This window comes from Acinetobacter sp. YH16032, assembly GCF_013417345.1.
Lineage (GTDB): Bacteria > Pseudomonadota > Gammaproteobacteria > Pseudomonadales > Moraxellaceae > Acinetobacter.
The window spans coordinates 1-20,895 of record NZ_VPEE01000018.1 but is presented as its reverse complement, the minus strand read 5'-3'; the positions used below and the strand labels follow the sequence as shown (position 1 = coordinate 20,895).

16 protein-coding genes are annotated in these 20,895 nt (G+C 38.6%); 4 read left to right on the top strand and 12 right to left on the bottom strand.

What is annotated here, in order from left to right:
• Positions 1-36 precede the first annotated feature (36 nt).
• Positions 37-2,433 (top strand): penicillin-binding protein 1B, encoded by a 2,397-nt coding sequence (mrcB, locus tag FTV32_RS10305; protein WP_092767169.1) that lies wholly within the window; start codon positions 37-39, stop codon positions 2,431-2,433.
• A gap of 26 nt (positions 2,434-2,459) precedes the next feature.
• Positions 2,460-3,029, top strand: a complete 570-nt coding sequence (locus FTV32_RS10300) for a tetratricopeptide repeat protein (RefSeq protein ID WP_180028569.1) — start codon at positions 2,460-2,462, stop codon at positions 3,027-3,029.
• A gap of 31 nt (positions 3,030-3,060) precedes the next feature.
• Here the strand turns inward: FTV32_RS10300 and FTV32_RS10295 are convergent, their stop codons facing one another.
• Entirely contained in the window at positions 3,061-3,963 is a 903-nt protein-coding gene (locus FTV32_RS10295; RefSeq protein ID WP_180028568.1) for a thiamine phosphate synthase, read from the bottom strand.
• Between the two features lie 136 nt (positions 3,964-4,099).
• Between FTV32_RS10295 and hemP the strand changes: the two genes are divergently transcribed.
• On the top strand, positions 4,100-4,270 hold the full coding sequence (gene hemP, locus FTV32_RS10290; RefSeq protein ID WP_035267337.1) for a hemin uptake protein HemP: 171 nt from the start codon (positions 4,100-4,102) through the stop codon (positions 4,268-4,270).
• 101 nt (positions 4,271-4,371) lie between these two features.
• Here hemP and FTV32_RS10285 read toward each other — a convergent pair whose 3' ends face one another.
• From FTV32_RS10285 to tsaA, 5 genes are all read right to left on the bottom strand, one after another.
• Positions 4,372-5,706, bottom strand: a complete 1,335-nt coding sequence (locus FTV32_RS10285; RefSeq protein WP_373683343.1) for a sensor histidine kinase — start codon at positions 5,704-5,706, stop codon at positions 4,372-4,374.
• A 9-nt stretch (positions 5,707-5,715) separates the two neighbouring features.
• Positions 5,716-6,381 carry a response regulator transcription factor gene (locus FTV32_RS10280; protein WP_180028567.1) on the bottom strand — a complete coding sequence of 222 codons (666 nt, stop codon included), beginning with the start codon at positions 6,379-6,381 and terminating at the stop codon, positions 5,716-5,718.
• 146 nt (positions 6,382-6,527) lie between these two features.
• Positions 6,528-6,899, bottom strand: coding sequence for a NirD/YgiW/YdeI family stress tolerance protein (locus FTV32_RS10275; protein WP_373683345.1), 372 nt, complete (start codon positions 6,897-6,899; stop codon positions 6,528-6,530).
• 108 nt (positions 6,900-7,007) lie between these two features.
• Positions 7,008-8,765, bottom strand: coding sequence for a GspE/PulE family protein (locus FTV32_RS10270; protein ID WP_180028566.1), 1,758 nt, complete (start codon positions 8,763-8,765; stop codon positions 7,008-7,010).
• Positions 8,766-8,893: 128 nt separating this feature from the next.
• Positions 8,894-9,613 (bottom strand): tRNA (N6-threonylcarbamoyladenosine(37)-N6)-methyltransferase TrmO, encoded by a 720-nt coding sequence (gene tsaA, locus FTV32_RS10265; RefSeq protein WP_180028565.1) that lies wholly within the window; start codon positions 9,611-9,613, stop codon positions 8,894-8,896.
• 105 nt (positions 9,614-9,718) lie between these two features.
• On the opposite strand from tsaA, the gene FTV32_RS10260 reads away from it, so the two are divergent.
• Complete coding sequence (locus FTV32_RS10260; RefSeq protein WP_180028564.1) at positions 9,719-10,498, top strand: ferredoxin--NADP reductase; 780 nt, start codon at positions 9,719-9,721, stop codon at positions 10,496-10,498.
• Between the two features lie 236 nt (positions 10,499-10,734).
• Here the strand turns inward: FTV32_RS10260 and FTV32_RS17345 are convergent, their stop codons facing one another.
• The 6 genes from FTV32_RS17345 to FTV32_RS10235 form a co-directional block, all read right to left on the bottom strand.
• A complete protein-coding gene (locus FTV32_RS17345) occupies positions 10,735-11,205 on the bottom strand; it encodes a transposase family protein (RefSeq protein ID WP_218947401.1) in 471 nt (156 codons plus the stop codon).
• Entirely contained in the window at positions 11,153-11,563 is a 411-nt protein-coding gene (locus tag FTV32_RS17340) for a transposase family protein (RefSeq protein WP_218947400.1), read from the bottom strand. Before FTV32_RS17340 ends, FTV32_RS17345 begins: the two co-directional genes overlap by 53 nt.
• Positions 11,564-11,619: 56 nt before the next feature.
• Positions 11,620-12,075: a hypothetical protein gene (locus tag FTV32_RS10250; protein WP_180028563.1), complete on the bottom strand. Its 456-nt coding sequence runs from the start codon at positions 12,073-12,075 to the stop codon at positions 11,620-11,622.
• Positions 12,076-12,093: 18 nt separating this feature from the next.
• Positions 12,094-16,806 (bottom strand): RHS repeat-associated core domain-containing protein, encoded by a 4,713-nt coding sequence (locus FTV32_RS10245; RefSeq protein ID WP_180028562.1) that lies wholly within the window; start codon positions 16,804-16,806, stop codon positions 12,094-12,096.
• 17 nt (positions 16,807-16,823) lie between these two features.
• Positions 16,824-20,399 (bottom strand): type VI secretion system Vgr family protein, encoded by a 3,576-nt coding sequence (locus FTV32_RS10240; RefSeq protein ID WP_180028561.1) that lies wholly within the window; start codon positions 20,397-20,399, stop codon positions 16,824-16,826.
• A 257-nt stretch (positions 20,400-20,656) separates the two neighbouring features.
• A partial coding sequence (locus tag FTV32_RS10235; protein WP_180028560.1) for an FAD-dependent oxidoreductase occupies positions 20,657-20,895 on the bottom strand: 239 nt, incomplete at its 5' end.

Genomic DNA, 20,895 nt, shown 5'->3' with positions numbered 1-20,895 from the left:
ATGAGCGCAATAAAACAGGGTTTTGCTTTTTGATCTATGAAGTTTGAACGTGGTATTGGCTTAATTGCATTGATTTTCTCAGTGCTGGTGATTTCTGCATTTGTGGCTTTTAGTATTTATCTAATCCGCTTAGATAATATTATTCGCGATAAATTTGAAGGCAATCGTTGGGATATTCCAGCGAAAGTATATGCACGCCCCTTGGAAGTTTATGCTAATGCACCCGTTGAGCAACAAAACTTCATTCAAGAGCTAGGTCTGTTGGGTTATAAAAACGCTGAAGACTATACCAAGCCAGGTAATTTTTTGGTTCAAGGCAATACTATATATGTCCACACGCGTGGCTTCGATTTTGGTGATAGTGTAGAACCAGAACAAATCCTCCAAGTCAGTTTTGGCGCTAGTCAAATTTCAGAGATTAAAGCAACAAAACCATCGAGTACGGGGATTGCCCGTCTAGAACCAATGTTAGTTGGGGGAATCTACCCTCAACACAACGAGGACCGTGTTCTCATTAAACTCAATCGTGTTCCTAAACCTTTAATTCAAGCGCTTATTGCCACTGAAGACCGCAACTTCTATCATCATCACGGCGTCTCGTTTCGTGGTACAGCACGCGCAGTTGTAAGCAACGTTACTGGTGGTAAGCGTCAAGGTGGTTCTACACTCACACAGCAATTGGTTAAAAACTTTTATTTGACCCCTGAACGTACAATCAAACGTAAAGTGAATGAAGCCTTTATGGCGTTGTTGCTTGAGTTTCATTATGACAAAGATGAAATTCTGGAAGCATATTTGAATGAAGTTAATTTAGGACAAAATGGTAATTACTCGATCAATGGCTATGGTTTAGCGTCTCAATTTTATTTTGGTTTACCACTTAGAGAATTGAGTATAGCGCAACAGGCTTTCCTTGTCGGACTCGTTCAAGGTCCTAGCTTATACAATCCTTGGAGAAATCCTGAAAGTGCATTAAAACGCCGTAATGTTGTTCTAAACAATATGTTAGTCATGGGATATTTGACTGAAGAGCAATATGAAACTGAGTCAGCTAAACCTTTAAACGTGATTAAAAAACCGACTTTAGGCCCAGCTCGCTTCCCTGATTTCCTAGACATCGTTCGTCGTCAACTCAAAACAGAATACCAAGAAAGCGATTTAACGAAACAAGGTCTTCGAATTTTCACCACATTAGATCCAATCGCACAAATCAAAGTACAAAAATCATTTACAGATTCAGTATCAAGACTGTCTAAGACCAATCCTGCACGCTTGAAAGAGCTTCAAGGCGCGGTATTAGTTTCTCACCCTGAAAATGGTGAATTGATTGCAGCCGTAGGTTCAGTATCTGACTTCACAGGTTTTAACCGCGCAGTTGATGCAAAACGTCAGGTAGGCTCATTATTAAAACCTGTTATTTTCCTAACTGCTTTGGAATCTGGTCGTTATAACTGGGCGACGGCAATCGAAGACTCGCCAATTAGTGTGCCAGTCGATCGCAATCAGACTTGGACACCCAAAAATTATAGCGGAACTTCGTATGGTTACGTCCCAATGGTTCAAGCTTTAGCCAATTCGTATAACCTATCTACAGTTCGCTTAGGACAAGAATTTGGACTTTCTTCATTTACCAATCATTTAATGAAGTTTGGCGTGACTTCACCTATTCCAAATTACCCATCGATTTTCTTAGGGGCTGTTGAAATGTCGCCTATGGAAATCATGAATATTTATGGCAACTTTGCAACTGGAGGGTTTAAATATCCTACAAAATCTATCCGAACAGTTGTTGATACCAATGGGCAGCTCATTAATCGCTACAGTTTAAATGTTCAACAAACGATCGACCCATCGGCTGCTTATATTTTAAATTACGGATTACAACGTGTGATGTCGGCAGGTACAGGACGTGCTGCTTATAACGGCCTCGCTCCGAATCTAAATCTAGCGGGTAAATCAGGTACGACCAATGATACAAGGGACTCGTGGTTCGCGGGGTATTCAGGTAATCATTTGGCAGTTGTCTGGCTTGGATTAGATGATAATAAAGTGACAGGCTTAACGGGCTCATCTGGCGCTTTACCCGTGTGGACCAACGTAATGAAGCAACTGAAGCAAAAACCTGTCAATTTACGTCAACCTGATGAAGTACAGTGGCATTGGATTGACTCAAATAGCGGTGAGCTTTCAGCACAAGGTTGTCAAGGTGCGCTCTATGTACCGATACTTAAATATACTGTTCCTCGTCGCGCAACAGCATGTGGCTTACCACACTACCAAGTAGAGCCGACTTACGTTCCTGAAACGAATGCAGAAGAAATTCCAGCAGAAGACAGCATCGACCAATATATTCGTGAGAGCGAAACAGAAATGGAACGGGATTTAAATACGAATGCCACTCGAGTACTTTCGAGTGGAAGTTATAATCCTTAAAATAAGTTTAGGAGGAGTTAAGGTTAATGACAAAACTGAATTTTAGCGTACTATTCGCCAGCATATTACTCTTAGGCGGTTGCCAAACTTTAACCTCCCCTCAAAACTCACAACCGTCTCAGAAACCTAAACAAGCTGAGACTAAAACAACACCATCTCAAAAAGATGCCGATGGTATTAAAATTACGCCTTATGATCGACCCGAGATTAAACGGGAAAAATTACAAATTGTTATTCCTGAACAGAAAAGCTCAACTCAAAAATTCGATGATGGCCGCCAACTTCCCGCATTTAAAAATCTAATGCAACAAACCCATCATGCATTTCGTCAAGCAAAATGGAGTGAAGCTGAGAAAGCCGCACTCCAAGCACAAAGACTTGCCCCTCAATCTGCAGAGACCTATATGTATCTCGCGATGATTGCCATTAAAAAAAATGAGGCAAAAAATGCTGAATCGTTGGCAAAACGAGGTCTCAGTTATGCTCAAACAGCAACGATGAAGCGACAACTTTGGCAAATTATTTTGAAATCAGGTCAACTCCAAAAAAATCAAAAACTCATCCAAGAAGCACAAAACAAAATCAAGAAATTTTGATGTAAGCATGAGTTTTGCTTTTTTAATGCCTTTAAAAAGCACGAATACCAGCAATTCCATAAGCTCCATGTTGTATGGCCTGATCTAATAATTCAGGCTTCATACCGCCTAGCGCATAAACTGGTATATGTATATCTTTTGATAACAATTCAAACTGCGTCCAACCTAAGGGTGCTTGCTGAGGATGCGATGTTGTACACAGTACTGGACTTAAAAATATTGCATCAAAACCTAACGCTACAGCTCGACTGACACTAGAATGGTCATGACAGGATGCGATGCGTTTAATGCCCTTCCATTCCTCCATAAATGAATCAGAATTTAATTGCATCAATTGATCATGTTTAAATTGTACGGCAAATACTTTTTTCTGATTTGATTCTGATAATCCTATCCACACATCACGATTGATAATGAGCTGATCCAGTTGATTATACTGGTTGAGTTGCAGCGCAAAATCTAAAGCATTTTCAGTTCTCAAATAGCTAACTCGATTAAGATCAATGATTGTATCGAGACGATCTATATTTTTTATTGCAATTTTATTCGGCCAGAGTAGTCGTTTAACAATGGCATCATTAGCTTTAGGAAAATTCAAAATGCTTAGTGCTGAACGATCATGCCATGTCCAAGGACTTTGAATATGATCTAGTAGAGACTGATCAACATAAGCCTGATAAATGTGTAATTTTACGATTAGATCTTCATATTCATGCGTAATAATATCGAATAAATAGACATGATCTAGAAAAATTCCCACCTCTTCTTGAACTTCACGCTTGCAAGCTTGTTCAGGAGTTTCACCTAACTCCACTTTTCCTCCAGGAAACTCAGCTTTATCCCCCTGATGTAAAGAGACTTCTCTCCATCCCACAAGAACTTGATTTTTGTGGAATAACAACGCTATAGAAACATTAAGTGTTTTTTTTGACATGATTTTCTTTCAAAAAATGAGTGCTTAATTGTAAGCATTTTATGTTTTTTTATAAATGAGAAAAATTATCGTTGACAGCTCTATTCGATAATGATTATCATTTAAATCTTTCACCACATACCACGGAGTCCAAGGAATGAACGCACCATTTAGCTTATTTACACGTAATAACGAAAACCACCAAGCATTACCAATGCTTCACTCAAATAATCTATTTGCTCTAGGCAGAGAAATTCGCATCATGCATGCAGGAGAAGAATATCGCCTTCGTCTCACACGAAATAATCGACTCATTTTGACAAAATAAAAATTCTAAAATTTGATAATAATAATCGTGGAACTAAGCAGTATGAATCAACGCATACTGCTTCTTTAATTTTATTTCTTCAACTTTATAGACAATTGGTTTTAATGAAATTTTATTTCAACTTTTAAACCACCTAACTCTGATTTCTTAAATACAATCTCGGCTTGATGTAATTCGACAATTTTACGGCAAATTGATAATCCTAATCCTGAGCCCGTTGTACGTGTGCCTAACTCACGATAAAATCTTTCTCCCAGCCGATCAATCACTGTTTGCTCAATGCCGTGACCTTCATTTTCAATCACAAATAGAATTTCATTATTATTTTGTTTGATTAAAATATCAACGATTCCATTCTGTGGCGTATAGCGGATTGCATTATCGACTAAATTTCGGATGCAGCTAAACATTAACTCAGGATTTGCCTTAATCGCATGATTTCCTAACTCAGTTTTAAACTGAATATTTTTTTCTTGGCTCAAAGGTTGTACTGAATGTAAAACCTCTTTCGTCAAACGGTCTAAATCTATGGACTGTATCGGTACATCTTGCGTTGAAGACGGATCAAGTCTGGCCAACAAAAGTAAATTTTCTAAAATAGTTGAGCCCCTACTCACATCTTTTAGAATCTGCTCTAAGTCTTGTGACAAATCCTCATGATCAGACTGGTATTTTCGTTTTAAAAGTTGTAACCGCATTTGAATCGCAGAAAGTGGCGACCTTAATTCATGGGATGCATCAGCTGTAAAACGTTGTTCCGCAGTAATTGCCCGATCTAAACGCTCCATCATTTGGTTTATTTGACTCACAATAGGTTGCAGTTCTTTTAGTTCTGGTTTTGAAGGTGTAATCGGTGATAAATCCTTAACAGTCTTTTGCGATATTAATTTTGAAAGTTGGTGAATAGATCTAAACTGACGTCGTATAATAAAGTGTAGAATAAACCATTGAATGCCCCATAAAATAATGAGAACACCACCGTAGCCCAGCAAACTTTTGAATAACTGATCAACACGCGCTGACATGGGTTGAAGCATAGTTAGAATTTGCTGATCACTTTGCTCACTGTAATAACGAAATAATCGTCCTTCTAGCCAAACAAAACCAAAGTGATCATTCTGAAAAAACACCTTGGAACCAATTTGATTGAAAGCAAGGTCTTGGGATTCAATCAAAATAAGTTCATCGAGCTTTAATTCATATTTGATATCAAATTGTTCACTTAAATCATCTAACTCATTTCCTACATGACTTGAAATATCACTGACCAGAATTAAATCGGCGATTTCATCCATCATATTGTCATGGGTCTGCATATTTTGGTAAAGAGAGATCACCAATAAAAGAATTAATGCGACAACGCCCGCCAACATCGAACTGAGCATTGAAGACTTAACAAGACGATGTTGTAAAGATATAGGTTGCTGATCCAACACTGTTCTACCTTAAGCCTGATCCAGATTCATTCGATAACCTAATCCACGAATCGTTTTAATCATGGTTGAACCTATTTTTTTCCGAATCTGATAAATAAAAACTTCAACTGCATTACTTTCGATTTCATCACCCCAGGCATATAAGGACTCTTCTAGTTGCTCACGTGTCACAACACGTTCAGGATGTTGCATTAACTTATATAAAATTTGGTACTCTTTCGCTGTGAGATTGACAATTTCTGAATTTAATTTAACAACTTTGGCTTGGGGGTCCAAACTCACGGATCCATACATTAGGATTTGAGACGTGCCTTTGTGCTGAGTACGTAATTGTGCTCTCACTCTCGCCGAGAGCTCATCTAAACTGAATGGTTTAACTAGATAATCATTAGCCCCCAAATCAAGTCCTCCAACACGATCTTGGATACTGTCTTGGGCTGTAATAAAAATAACTGGTGTATTGTGTTGGTGTTTTCTTAAATGTGTCAGAATGTCATCACCAGTTGCTTTCGGTAATCCACGATCAAGTAATAAACAATCATATTGATGCTGCTCAATTGCTAATATCGCATGATCTCCACGCTCGACCCAATCAACACTATATCCATCCATTTCTAACCAAGCTTTGATACTTTCAGCTTGTGACACATCATCTTCTGCTAATAATATACGCATGTCTCTCTTCACTAAGCCACAATTCATTCACTATAAAGTTTTTCAAAAAAAGATGCATAAAAAAACCACATTTCTGGAGAATGTGGTTTTTTTGGTTTGAGTACTTAAAAGCCATAAATCAAATACTCAATTCAGTAGATAGCTCATTAAAATTGAACTTGATCTACATCAATTTCTACACGCTTAGCAGGCTTATAATCAATATCCACTTCACCAATTAATACAACAGGTGTTTTTGCAGAGATTGGTTTACCTTGCCAAAGTTCATCATCAATATCCACAGTGATCACACCCGTGCTATCGCGGAATTGATATTTTTCATCACCAGTTGCCTTAACAATATAGCCTTTTAATTTCACTGGCGTATCATCTTTGGCAGTTAAAGCACTTTTAACAGTCGTAATTGCTTGTGGTGCAATGGCTGCATGATTAACAGCACTTTGGTTCACTGCCGTATTAGCCATTGCAAATGTAGTTGCACCGACTAAAGCTGTCGCAATTAAAGCTTGATTAAACATTTTCATTTTCTATACCTTTTCAAGTGATGTTTGTTTCGATGAAGCTATTAAAACAAACAAAGCTGAAGCGAATCTTAAGAAATATGAATATTTATTAATCTTTGACAATTAACTTAGTGGTACGACTCTTAGCACCTCTTCTAATGTCGTTACCCCTTCAAGGACTTTTCGAGCACCCGCAATACGCAACGGCTCTACACCTTCTTTTTTTGCGTGAGCACGTAATTCATCTAAATTAAGATTAGCACTGATTTTTTGTTTTGTTTCTAGAGACACAGGCATAAACTCATATATACCCACCCGACCCTTATACCCTGTGTGACGACAATGTTCACAACCTTTGGCATGATACACTTGAGCAGGCATCTTCACTAAATACCCATAGGTCAGATGCTCCCATTCTTGAGCATTAGTTTCCCGTTTTTCTTTACAATGAGAACATAATTTTCTGACTAACCTTTGCGCCAATACCCCTAAGATTGTTGCCGCTGTTAAAAATGGCTGCACCCCTAGATCATGTAAACGAGTCAAGCTTGAAGGTGCATCATTTGTATGAAGTGTTGAAAGTACGAGATGACCTGTTAATGCAGCTTGAATCGCCATATTTGCTGTATCTTGGTCTCGGATTTCCCCAACCATGATAATGTCTGGATCTTGGCGCATAAGGGCACGTACACCATCGGCGAAATGAAGATCAATTGCAGGGTTTACCTGCATCTGATTGAAGCTCGGCTCTATCATCTCAATAGGATCTTCAATCGTACAAACATTTAATTGCTCAGTCGCAAGTTGTTTCATTGATGAATACAAGGTTGTGGTTTTACCTGAACCAGTTGGACCTGTCACTAAAATGATGCCGTGACTATTTTTGGTAATGGCATTCCATTGCTCTAGCAGTTTTCCTTCAAAACCCAGTTGTTGGAAACTCCTCACTAATACTTCAGGATCAAAAATTCGCATTACCATTTTTTCGCCTGCCGCAGTAGGCAGAGTTGATAAACGTAGTTCAGTTTCTTGCCCCTTAGGTGTACGCGTTTTTAATCGCCCATCCTGAGGACGTCGTTTTTCTGCAACGTTCATACGACCCAGAATTTTAATACGAGAAATTACTGCCGTGAGTGTATTGCTAGGCATGTTATAAATCGTGTGCAGCACGCCATCGATACGGAATCTAACGCGTCCTTTCTCCGAACGAGGCTCAAGATGAATATCACTCGCACCCTGTTCAAAGGCAAATTGAAGCAACCAGTCGACTAATTTTACGATGTGCTGATCGTTGGCATCAGGATTTTGACTATCACCCAATTGTAAAAGGGATTCAACACCTCGGCTCTGTCGGTCGTAAGCTCCTGAATATTGAGAGGAGTTTACTGCTCGGCTCACTTGATAATATTCAATCAAGTAACGTTGTAACTGCTCTGGATTCAATAAAACCTTAACAATTTTTTTAGGACTTAAGCTCTTTTCTAAATTCTTGACCCAATCATCCAAGAATGGTTGATCTGTACCAATTAAGATCTGATCAGGATGCACTTCCACAGCAAGAATTTTATTTTTGAATGCATATTCTTGTGACATGACCTGAGTCAGTGCTGCAACATCTGCTTTAAGCGGGTCGATCACATAATATTGGAGTTGTGTTTTTAATGCTAACCACTCGCATAAACGTTGCAGTGTTAACTTATGTTGAGGTTGAACTTGATCTACCAATTCAAAATGAGCAATCCACTGCAATGGATGCCATTTAAATTGATCTTTTTGGCGGTGTCGGGTTTGTATGAGCAACTTATCTCGCTCTAAAATACGACCATCTTTTAGTAGTTGTTCTAAACACCATGTTGTATCAATTTCAAAATTAAAATTCATTCAAATTGCCCCATTCCTTGAGCCCAACTATAGCAAATTCTTTATTCAACATTAGCCTTTAGCCTATTCAGAATTTACAATTAAATTCATTAGATCAAATTCAGCTTTAAATACATCAGTCCAACAATTTATTCGTTTGCACAAAGTTCCAGTGCAACGATCTCAACCTCAGTATCCACTTTAAATTTGACATTTAAGAGGCCGAAACTTAGCCCATAAATTCGCTCAGGATCATTTTGATAAGATGGTCTTGGGTCAAATGACAAAACTTGTTCCAATTCCTTGATTAAACTTTCAGCGACACATTGTTGATCCAACAGTTGATTTCGCTGAATTTCAGCAGTTTTTGACCAAACAACTTTTTTTTGAATTGGCTTATCCTGTGCATAACCGCTCGTCGCCTCAACCACGGCATCAGAATATTGAATATATGGTTTGATATCGATAACGGGTGTTCCATCTAGTAAATCACTGCCAGACACATACAATCTCAAAGAATCACCTTCTTTAAAAAGTTTTTTGAATTGTACGACTGACATGCCGATAGGTGCTGGACGGTACATGCTTCTTGTCGCAAAGACTCCCACTTTTTTATTTCCACCTAAACGTGGTGGTCTGACTTGAGGCTTAAATTTTTGATTATCTTGATTTTTATTATCGTGAAACTGCCAAATCAGCCATAAGTGACTGAAATCATGTATACCTTCAAAAGCCAGTTCATCATTATATGGCGCCAATAGTTCAATATAACTTTCAACATTTACTAAATTTGGCTGACGTGGAATACCAAACTTTTCTTTGTAGGGAGATCTCATTATACCAATCACAGGTAAAGTCAGCTCATTCATAATCACTTTTTTTGATAAGCTCAATTAAATATATTCAGTTTATCGAGAATGGTTTTAGTTTAGAATAGCAAGCTGTTCTAATTTGATAATTTATTGAGACCTTTAATGGCTGCTTTTAACGTCGAAAAGATTACTCACGTACACCACTGGAATGACACATTATTCAGTTTTAAAACGACTCGCGATACAGCATTGCGTTTTAAAAATGGTCAATTTGTGATGATTGGTTTAGAAGTCAATGGCAAGCCTTTAATGCGTGCATATTCGATTGCTAGCGCGAACTATGAAGAAGAACTTGAGTTTTTCTCTATTAAAGTTCCAGATGGTCCTTTGACATCAATCCTACAAAAAGTAAAAGTTGGTGATGAAATTTTAGTTTCTAAAAAACCGACTGGTACACTTGTTCTTGATGATTTAAATCCTGGTAAAAACTTGTATCTTTTATCATCAGGTACTGGTTTAGCTCCTTTCCTTTCGACTATCCGTGATCCAGAAACTTATGAGCGTTTTGAGAAAATCATCGTTGTACACGGTACACGCTATATCTCAGAATTGGCGTATCAAGACCTTATTCAAAATGAAATTCCAAACCATGAGTTCTTTGGGGAACTTGGTGCGAAAGAAAAGTTAATTTATTACCCAACAGTTACACGTGAAGACTTCCATACTCAAGGTCGTGTTACAACTGCGATTGAAACTGGTGCTCTTTTCGAGAAAATTCGCTTACCTCGTTTTAATCCTGAAACTGACCGTGCAATGTTATGTGGTTCTCCTGCATTCCTTGACGATGTAGCTGCACTTCTTGACCAACATGGCTTAAAAGAATCTCCACGTATGGGTGTTCTTGGTGATTATGTGATTGAACGTGCTTTTGTTGAAAAATAAAATTACGTACAATAAAAAAACCGAGCTTTTTTGCTCGGTTTTTTTATTGAGTGTTATATTTACCCTATTATTTAAATCGATTTAATCTTGATTTAACTCTGTAGCAACTTTATTCAGCAATGTTGGACTAGAAGCAATATCGTCATTTCAAATATTCAACATTCACAGTAATCACTAACACTTAGTTTCTAATGTATTAACTTTAATACTAGTAAACAATAGGGTTCTTTCATAAATCATTTTTTACTCAGTTCTAAATTATAAATCCCTGCGATTAAACTGAATCTTAATCCCAATCTTTTGCCTCGATTACGGTATCGCTCAGCAAGGATTCTAAAGGTCTTCAAAGTCCCAAATACATGCTCAATCCCAATTCTTCTTTTATTGATTTCTTGATTGTAAACTTTTAGCTCAGGTTCTAGTTTACAGTGCTTTTTTGCTTTTAATGGCAATAGACTATTTGGATACACCGTATAAATCCTTTGATAGCCTTTATCTGCAAGGATAAAAGACCCTTTAGGAATTTGATTCAGGTTGCGTTTGAAGAGCTCGAAATCATGTACAGCACCACGACTCGTACATAAACTCAGAATTTGCTGAGTCTTAGAGTGGATGATGGCTTGTACTTTGAAAGTATGAGCTTTCTTCTTACCACTATAGCTTTTCTTCTGTTTTTTTAGGTCTTTGTATTGGAATTTCTGTGGCATCTACTATCACCACATTCCAGTCGATACCTTCACCTTCAGGCAAACTCTTGGGTAAGTTAAATAGATTGGACTTGATCAGGCAATCCTCTACGTGGCGGACGATTCTTGAAGCAGTAGGCTCTGACACACCATAACTCGTTGCGACATGAAACAATGTTCGATATTCACGCCAATAACTTAAGCACAGAAGGATTTGATCTTCTACACTTAACTTAGATGGTCTACCTTTAGCAGGTACAAGCATTTTTAGCTGTTTAGCCATTAAATCAAAGGTTGACCATGAGATGCCTGTATATCGCTTAAACTGTGCTTCTGAAAGCTTCTTTGAGTCGATGTATTTCGTTCGCAAATTATGCATGAATATTTAAAATTATTCGTAACAAATAATCAGCAAGGGATAGATCTTTTTTTGATTTATGAAAGAGATCTAATAGAGCTATTATTTTCTAATAATATATTTTCCCAATAATTTATTGAATCCTTATCTTTTTTATTAAGACTTTCATAACCCTTACTCATTTTAAATTTTTTTATTTTTAGAATTAAATTTGTATTATCCCTCTTTGATAATAATTCATTTAAAAGCAACAAACCACCACCATTATACTCTAAATTTTTTGAGCCCAATATTATTATTGAATAGTAAAAATCATCTTGGTCTTTTTGATTTTTTCTTTCAATTTCTAATGACTGCTTTTCTAACCCACCAAATAAATAAAAATCTTTAAGAAAAAAAGACATTAAAACTTTAGATGACTCTAATTGAAACCTCGAATCAATCGATTTAAATTTATATAATAAAGCTAAATATAATATCAATATAGCCAAAATTAATACAAAAAAAATGTAAGAAATTTTTTTTAAAATCATAACATATTCCATTCTAATTTATTTAACATGTAATATTCCATAAAGTTTAAGCTGTCTATTCTTTCTGTACCATTTATCCTCATACTCAATCGTTGAAGTCGATGTTTTGTCAAGCATTTCCTTTAATTTACCCCAACTCTCTCTACCTTGTTGATCAAAACTACTGATTGTTACACAACCATGACTAACAGTACGCGGATGAAGGCGAAAACCGAATCGTTTATTACCATATTGGTCTATAGTCTCATCATCAATTTTTTCATCAATTTTTAATAACCCGTACCAATGATTATTATTGGGTCTGTCTGGATTAGGATATTCCGTTATATAATATGATCCTGGTGGTATTGGTTTTTCGTAATTATTTCCATTAGCGTTAAATACTCCCTCTTGACTAATATGACCACCAGTGAAAGCACCTATCCTCATTGATTGTTTCGTATCAACATCTGTAATAATCACTGTATTATTTTTACTACTAAATCCTATTCCAACTTGCAACCCCATTGGATCGACCCACTGATTCGGATCACTTACATAAGCGAAGTTATTTAAACCACCTAATAGACTGATCGGGTCTTTACTTATATACCGTGCACTAAATGGTTCATAATATCTGTAACGGTTGTAATGTAATCCTGTTTCCTCATCATGATATTGCCCTTGGAAACGGATATCACTTTGTTCTAATGGGTTCTCTTTGTGCTTCACTTTGATCTGTTGTGTTTGTCCCCATGTATTCAGCGTTAACTCCCAAATACATTCACCTTGTTCATTACTTAAAGCTTGAGGTGTACCAACTTGGTCACAGTGGTAGAACGCAATCTGTTCTAACTCTGTTCGACTCTTCCTTGAGTCTGTTCTCCACACTGGATCTTTATGGATGGAATACGGTTCTGTTTTAAATCTTTCGTAATTCGGTGTTTCTATCAGTTGTATAAAGTGTTGATACCCTGCTTGGAATAGCGGTACAAAGCTATTCGGCTCATAGATATAGTGTTTGGTATAACTTTGACTATTTTGTTCTGTGTTATTTTTATCTGTTAATTTTGAACTGGTTTTTGATTCCCAAATCATTAAATCACCATCCCAGCCAAATAAGGTCAGGCTGTTATTTGATTTGTTGGCTTTATACAGGCGTCGTCCAAAAACATCGTAGCCGTATTCAGTGATTTGCCCGTTGTGGTCGCTTTCGATTAAGCGATTTAAGTTGTCCCACTTCAGTTTCAACTGTTGGTCTGCCTGCTGGGTTTCAATCACATTACCTTGGGCATCGTATTTGTAGTGTTTGCCTTGATAGTGTTTCACCAAGTTGTTTTTGATTTCTGCACTTTGCGTTGCAACTGGATCTATTAAGTTGCCCGCTGGGTCAAAATGGTAACGTTCAGTTTGCTTTGAGCTTTGCGCTTGTATTAAGCGACCAATCGCATCGTATTGATAACTAAGTTTACCTTTTTGACTATCTTGAACTTGAGTCAACAAATAGTTGGCATCATAAGTGTATTGGCGTTGTGCCTGATGTTGTGTTCTATTGGCTGTTTCTTGTTCTACATATATGCGCTGTGCAATCAGTAATCCAACGTCGTTGTATTGGTTGCTTTGGCTTAAACCATTGGCAAGGTAACGTTCTGTTTCTCGGTGTAGGTCATCACGTTTAAAACCAACCATGTCTTTTTTATTTAGGGCAATACCGTAGATATGTCCTGATCCATAAGTTAAGTGGCTAATTTCCTGACCATCCGGACGAACAGTTTTGATGAGATTGCCGAGTTCATCGTATTCATAGCGTAGTACTGCAGTCATTGGTTTCAGATTTGGCACTTGGTAGTGTTGGTGTTCTCTAACCAATTGTCCTATCGCATTATGGTAGAAGTCGTTTTGGCTCTGTTGGTTCTTTGCTTGAATTAACTGGCTATTCAGATTGTAAGTAAACTCTTCTGTTTGGTGTTGTTTGCTTTCGCGGTGGATGTAGGTTTTTGACGCAATTTGTCCGTCTTCATAGTAGCCAAATTGTGTGATGATATTCGGTTGTTGAATGTGGCTAAGTCGACCAAGCTCATCGTAACTATAGTGTTTTTCTTCACCATCAAAGGCTTGTTCTCGTGTGAGATAACCATAACTGTTGTATTCGAATACATATTCTGCATGGTTTTGGTTGATAAGTTTCTGTATACGCCCTTGTTTATCCCACTGATAGGCAATTTGGTGTTTGTTGGCATCAAGGCGTTTTTCTAATAGACCCACTGCATTGTAGTGGTATTGAGTCACCTGTCCTTTGGTATCAATGTGTTTGAGAAGGCTTCCTTCTTGGTCATGTTCAAAGTGTTCTTTTTGTCCATCTGGATAGATGATGGATTTAAGTTGTCCTTTGTCTATACCTTGATCACTATAGATGTATTGCACACCTGTTTGGTCTGCGGCTTGTTGTTGTTTAAGTTGTCCTTCTTCATCATATTGCCAAGCACTTTCTTTACCCGAACAATCGGTATATGACGTCATTTGCCCAAGGTCATTATACTGGATTTTTTTAGAGCCACCTTTGGCATCAGTAATTTCAATCAATTGACCTTCGGCATTGTATTTATATTGTGTTGTGTGACCCAATGGATTGATTTCTTTGGTCATCAAGCCATCTGCATTGTATTCGCGTTTCCAAATATGACCTTCAGGATCTTTTATTTCAGTTAGATTTTTATGTTCATCATAAGCAAATCGAATCACTCCGCCATTTGGTTGAATGATTTTAATCAGCAGACCTTCTTCATTGTATTGCTGTTGAGTTTCACGACCACTGTAATCAATCTCTCGAGTGATACGTTTATGTTGATCACGTGAATACCATTTTTCACGACCATCTGCTAATCGAATACGATAAGTAAAACCATCTAAATCAAAGTAGTAATAGGTCGGCACGTTGTAAGCATCATATACAGCGACTTGGCGCAGACGAGGATGCCATTTTAAAGTTGTTTTAAAGCTTCCATCATCCGCCCATTCTTCAATGGCTTTTGCATTTGGTTCATTCGAATCATAACGAATATTTTGACCACGACCTGATCGATCGGTATAACGTGTTAATTGATGATACGCATTGTATGAATACTGACGAGCGTGACCATTCTCATCATATGCTTCTACTAAATTTCCGTTATGATCGTACCCATAACGAGCAAGTGGTTGTTCTTGATCATCCACAAAAATAGCAATAATTTTTGCTTGATCATTGTAAGCAAATTTCAAAATTTGCTGAGTCTTCTTAAAATTAAAATGGACGGTTTGTAAATAAGCTTTGCCATTTAGCAAGATATAACGAAGATCGACTTGTTCTTGAGTTGATGAATTTCTCTCTTGCGTAAGCTGATAACTTTGACCTTGATCGAATGTACTAAATTGATAATCCCATTCTGTTCCAAAATTTAGGACTAATTCACCCTGTTCATTTAGATGTGTTGTAATACCTTGGAATGGAACTTCATAGGATTCACGCATAATGATCGATGGCAATTGTTGTTTTCTGCCTTTCGCATCAATAAACAAATAACCCTTTTCATTTGGAACAATCAAATTAGAAAAAGGCATTAACCAACGAGCACCCAAAGCACCGTTATCGAATTCCGCCATTTGGGAGTTATAAAGTCGATTGAATACTAATCCCAGCTTAGGTAGGCTGAAGTCTACATGGGAAACTCGTTCAGCACCTATAGAATAGCTAATACTATGAGCAGTATTGGTTTCAGCACTTGTTGTTGGTTCAGCTGGATTCAAACATGGAGGATCCATTAATGCATCTGCTTGCAAACTGACAAATTCAAGGATATCGCCATCAGTTTGACGCTCAAACTCACCAGTTTGATTAATCGGAACACTGGCATTTCCCTTATTTTGATTATCTTGAATAGCCTTAAGTGTTTGTTGAATGAGCCAACCAAGACTGTATTGCAAGCTTGGGTTTGTCTGATTCTGCAAATCGTTACTAATCGAAGTAATCGCCTCTACAAGTAAATTTTCAAAATGACTCGGAGTTGATTCAATTTTAGGCGTTAAATCTGCTCGAGGCTCAACACTGAGTAAATCTATTAATGGTATTGCCCAATTTTGAAATTGTAAATTTGGATCTCTTTTTTCAGCTGATGCGCTCGATGTTATTTCCGTTACAACAGACGATGATGAAGATGATTGAAGAGATTTTAGAATCTGAACAGCCAAGGCATTTGCATTCGTTAATAAGTCCGCTAATTTAGCTTGTGTCTCTTTTAGATAGGTCTCTAAATTCCCTGCCATTCTTGCATTAAGATGTAATTCCATACGTCGAATGTCAGTTGACTTAATTTTACCATTTTCAGGATATAGACATTCAGCCATTAATCCTAAAATGGGACGTAAACCCATCCTTGCATGTGCTTCATGTTTAGGCTCTGCAAACAATCCAATTAAATTCGCACCAAGCAAAGCATTTCGTTGTATTGAAAGCACTTCTGTTTGAGGAGACATTGCATACAACAATAAATCAAGCACACTTCCACTTAAAGCATATATATTAGCTACAGTAGTTATATGGGCATTTGCTTTGACTTTAAGTAATGATGTTTGGCCACAGACCACAAGGAAATTTTCAATTTGATTAGCAATAACTTGTAAGTCAGCTACACTACTCACACTGTCTAAATTAAATACAGCAAGTTCAACACTCGATTGTGCATTATTAGAAACTTGTTCGTTTTCAGTTGCCATGACTAACCTATATATTTTTAATCTTTTAAGTTTTTCGCGTTATATTGTTCTAAATCAGGACGATCATTACTCATTTTTAATCGAGTTGTTTCCGTATATTTAATGCCGCCAGATTGATAATATTTTTGTGAAATAAACTGATCATCTGCTGATGTTGAATTGTTTGTACTCACATCTACTTTATTCACTTGTATAGGCTTATTAATCTCAACAGTCTTTTGATTTGTTAACAATGGAGCTGGATTCGATTTCGTACTGATTCTTGTTGTTTCGGTATACGTTAATCCGCCAGATTGATAATATTTCTGTGCAATGTAGTCATCAGTTACAATGACCTTTTCAGATTGATTCGTAATATTTTCCTGATCCAATGCTGTATCAAAATTTGTATTTGGCATAAACCCAGTTGAATTCATAAAATTCGGAATCAACTTCGATGTGGCCTGCTGAGTTATAAAATCAACGCCTTGCGTACGAATCATATCTAGTGATTGAGAAGGATTTACTGCCATTTGGCTTATAGTCTTCAATTGATCAGGACTTAAACCTAAATTTAATTTTTCTGAAATTCCACCTAAAGTAGAACTTGCCACTTGATTTTTGAGTTGCCCAACAGTTTGGTCTGCTAGACCTTTTAAAGCATTCTTGCCTATATCCTTTAAATTCATACTATCAAGTTGAGTCAAATTATTTTTAACTTGAGCCATTAAATTCTGACCCAGCTGATTTAAGCTCGAGTTCACAAAATTAGATGCACCAGGAATTACTGCATCTGCCCAATCATAACTTCGCGAAAAATGACTTGATAATGCCCAAGGACTTCGCTCATCTTTATCAAAAATCACTTGTGCACCACCAGGAGCAATTCCTGTTACTTGAGCAAAACCATTCGCATCTAATTTCCCTGTTATTGTCTTCCCAAGAGAGTCAATAACTTTATATCCAGCTCCTTTAAAGAATTCACTTCCACCATAACTTCTTAAAAGATTCAATGCGCCTTTTAACGGTTGCATTGTTGGCAATTGAGCTGAAGTACTTACACTCGCTCCCGGCTTAAATAAATGTTGTCCAGCTTTGACTTCAAACTTACCAGCTGTGGTCGGTAAAACTCCCGAACTGCTAATTTCAATCTGTGAGCCGCCACCGATCAACACTATTTTTTTTGCCGCTTTAATTTCAATTCGATCTTCCGTGGAAATAATCTGCACACCCTTTCTTGCAATCAGATCAGCACCATCCCCTTGAGCTTGAATCTCGATCTTGCCTTTGCCTGCATAGAGTCGTGCCCCTTCTTGCGCTGCAAATAAGCTGATCTTTTTGCTGGCATGTCCGATGATGCTGTCTTGCGTGCTGGTGTTAATGCTTCCTTGTGCAATCTGGTTGATCTGTCCATCTGCACTGAGGTGGATGTCTTCGTTACTTTCTACGGCAATTGAACTTGGTGAAGCCAAGAGCATGATCGCTTGTTTAAAAGCCGCGGCTTTGCTTTGGTCTTCGCTCTCTAAGTTCTTGAGATAGCCCTGTAGGTTTTCGAGTAAGCTCAGTGGATCAGTTTGTTGGTTTTTTGCCACTTCACTGAGGGCTTTGGCGTTGTTTAAGCTACTTTCGAGTTGTTGTTTGGCTTCGCTTGCATCTAAATGGTTTGCTTTGGCTTGTTCTTGTTTGTAGGTGGAGATGAGTATGCCTTCGCCTGCTCGTACTGCACCCCATTGGTCTGTTCTAAGTTCGAAGCCTTCGCCGCGTCCTTCGCTTTCTGCTGTTGCTTTGGGATGACTGAGATTCCCTAGGTTGAGTTGGCTCGCCCCGTGGGTGTTTTGCAGTTGAGTGGAAATTTGTCCTGTGGTGTCATCAAAGCGGAGTTGTCCATAGCCTTTGCCTTGGACTTCTTTACTTTTAATCCCTGCGAGTTTTTTGGTGTCCGGCAGTTGGCCTTGACTGTCGAATCGGGTTGGGCTGCGTTGGGCTTCATGTAGGCGGCCCACCACAAAGGGACGGTCGATGTTGCCGTCAAAGAAGTCGATAACCACGATTTCATTGATTCGAGGAAGGAAGCGTGCCCCATAGCCTTCGCCTGCCCATGGGGTCAGTACATCGACCCAAGCTGAATCGGTATCGTTGTTGTTACTGCCTGCACCGCCATCAAATTGGTGGTCTTCTGCTCGGGTAAACAGGAAGCGTACTTTGATGCGCCCCCATTCATCGACATGAATTTCTTCTCCTGCAGGTCCCACCACTTTGGCGCGTTGGGGATGGGTGCTGGGTCGATGTTGTAAGGGGTTGTATTCGGGTACGGTTTTGATGTTGCGTCGTTGTAGGATGAGTTCGCTGGCTTGGCGTTCTTGATCCTTGTGGGTTGCTTGGTTGGTGTCTGTCTTGTGTTTTGGCGTCCATTGGCTGCGTTGTAGCAGTTGTTGGACTTGTTGGTCTAAGTCTTTGGGTAGGTTGTTTTGGTTGTAGTAGCGTTTGCCAACAATGAGGAATTCTTGATCAACTCCGCTGTGTTGTTCAATTTCTGGATGGCCATCGAGTTTGAACCAGTAGCCGACTTGGCTGTCTCTGACGCTGGCTTTGGCGATGAATTGTTTGCTTTGTCCAGCGTAGTAGTCGCTGAGGTGTTGGTTGAGTTTTTCAACTTGGCCGTTACCTGAGGCGGTGGCTTGGTCTTCGCCTTTGAGGTCTTGGATCCATGCAGGGCTGATGTGCCATGCTTGTTCGAGGCCTAGGCTGGCATTGTCTTGGTGGTCACTGTGTTGGTGTTTGCTTTGGACTGAGCCTGCGCCTTCTTCTTGTTCGAGGGCTGTGGCTTGCCAGCGTTGTAGGTGGACTGCGGTGGGTTGTAGGCTACGTTGTCCGATAAAGCTGGTGATGGTATCAAATTGTTCTGTCGCATCACTACGGTGGTAGCGAATGTTGCGTCGGTTAAGGGCTTGGTATTGGCTGTTGTCGTCAATCAGGCGGAGCTTTTGTGCTTCAATCGGGCTGTTGTTGCTCGATACAATCGGTTGGGCTTCATCAATGAGCCAGTTAATGCCTTCACTGCGTAGTAAGCGAGTCAGAAAGTCGTAGTCACTTTCGTTGCTTTGCATGATGAAGGGTCGGATGTCGTATTGTTGTTGTAATCCACTATGGTCTAGGCTGAGGCTAGAGGCAAAGAGTGGGCTTTTGTTTTGCCATTCTTCAAAGAGGATTTCCATCACTTCGACCACGGATTTATTCATAAATACGCGGCTGTTGCGGCGTTTGTGCCAAAGTGAAGTTGCATCGTTGAGCGTGAGTTTGTAGAGGGTCAGTGCCCCATCGCTTTGTCCTTGTGAGGCTTCGGTGATGATACCAGTGGTTCTAAACAGGGTGCCTTGATCAGTGACTTGATCGACGGCCACTTGTGTGCCGATGAATTGTTTGAGTGGAATTAAGGCATTGGTCGAGAGACAGACGAGTTCTGCTTGCACGCCTTCGTTAAGGGCATGGCTGCCATCGATGCGTTGTAGGAAGACTTGGCTATTCAGCTGTGAATGACTGAATTGGATGTGGAGGGCTCTGTTTTGGGCGGTTAGGCCGAGCTGTTCCAATGCCGAAAAGATGTTGGCAAGCATGGTTATTATCTGCTTTTATAATTTAATAAGGCTAAAGAATTTCTTAATATTTAAACAAAAAATAGACACGATAAACAGGTCGTGTTACACAAAACACCCATTTATTGTGAAATAAAATTACAAATAAAATACAGATTTGATTTAAAAAATAATAAAAAGCAAGTGAATGATTACAAAAAAAGAGGCTGAAGTGTTAGCATCTTCAACCTCTGTAAACTACAAAACTAAGAACTTCTTATTTAAAGAATATGATTGTACTACTGTCCAGAACGAATGATGTAATCAAACGCTGACAGTGATGCTTTCGCGCCTTCACCAGTGGCAATGATGATTTGTTTATAAGGTACTGTTGTGCAGTCACCCGCAGCAAATACACCTTTTACATTGGTTTCGTTGCGATCGTTAATCACAATCTCACCACGGTTGGTTAATTCAACTTGAGTTTCTTTTAAGAAATCCGTGTTGGGTAACAAACCGATTTGTACGAAGATCCCCG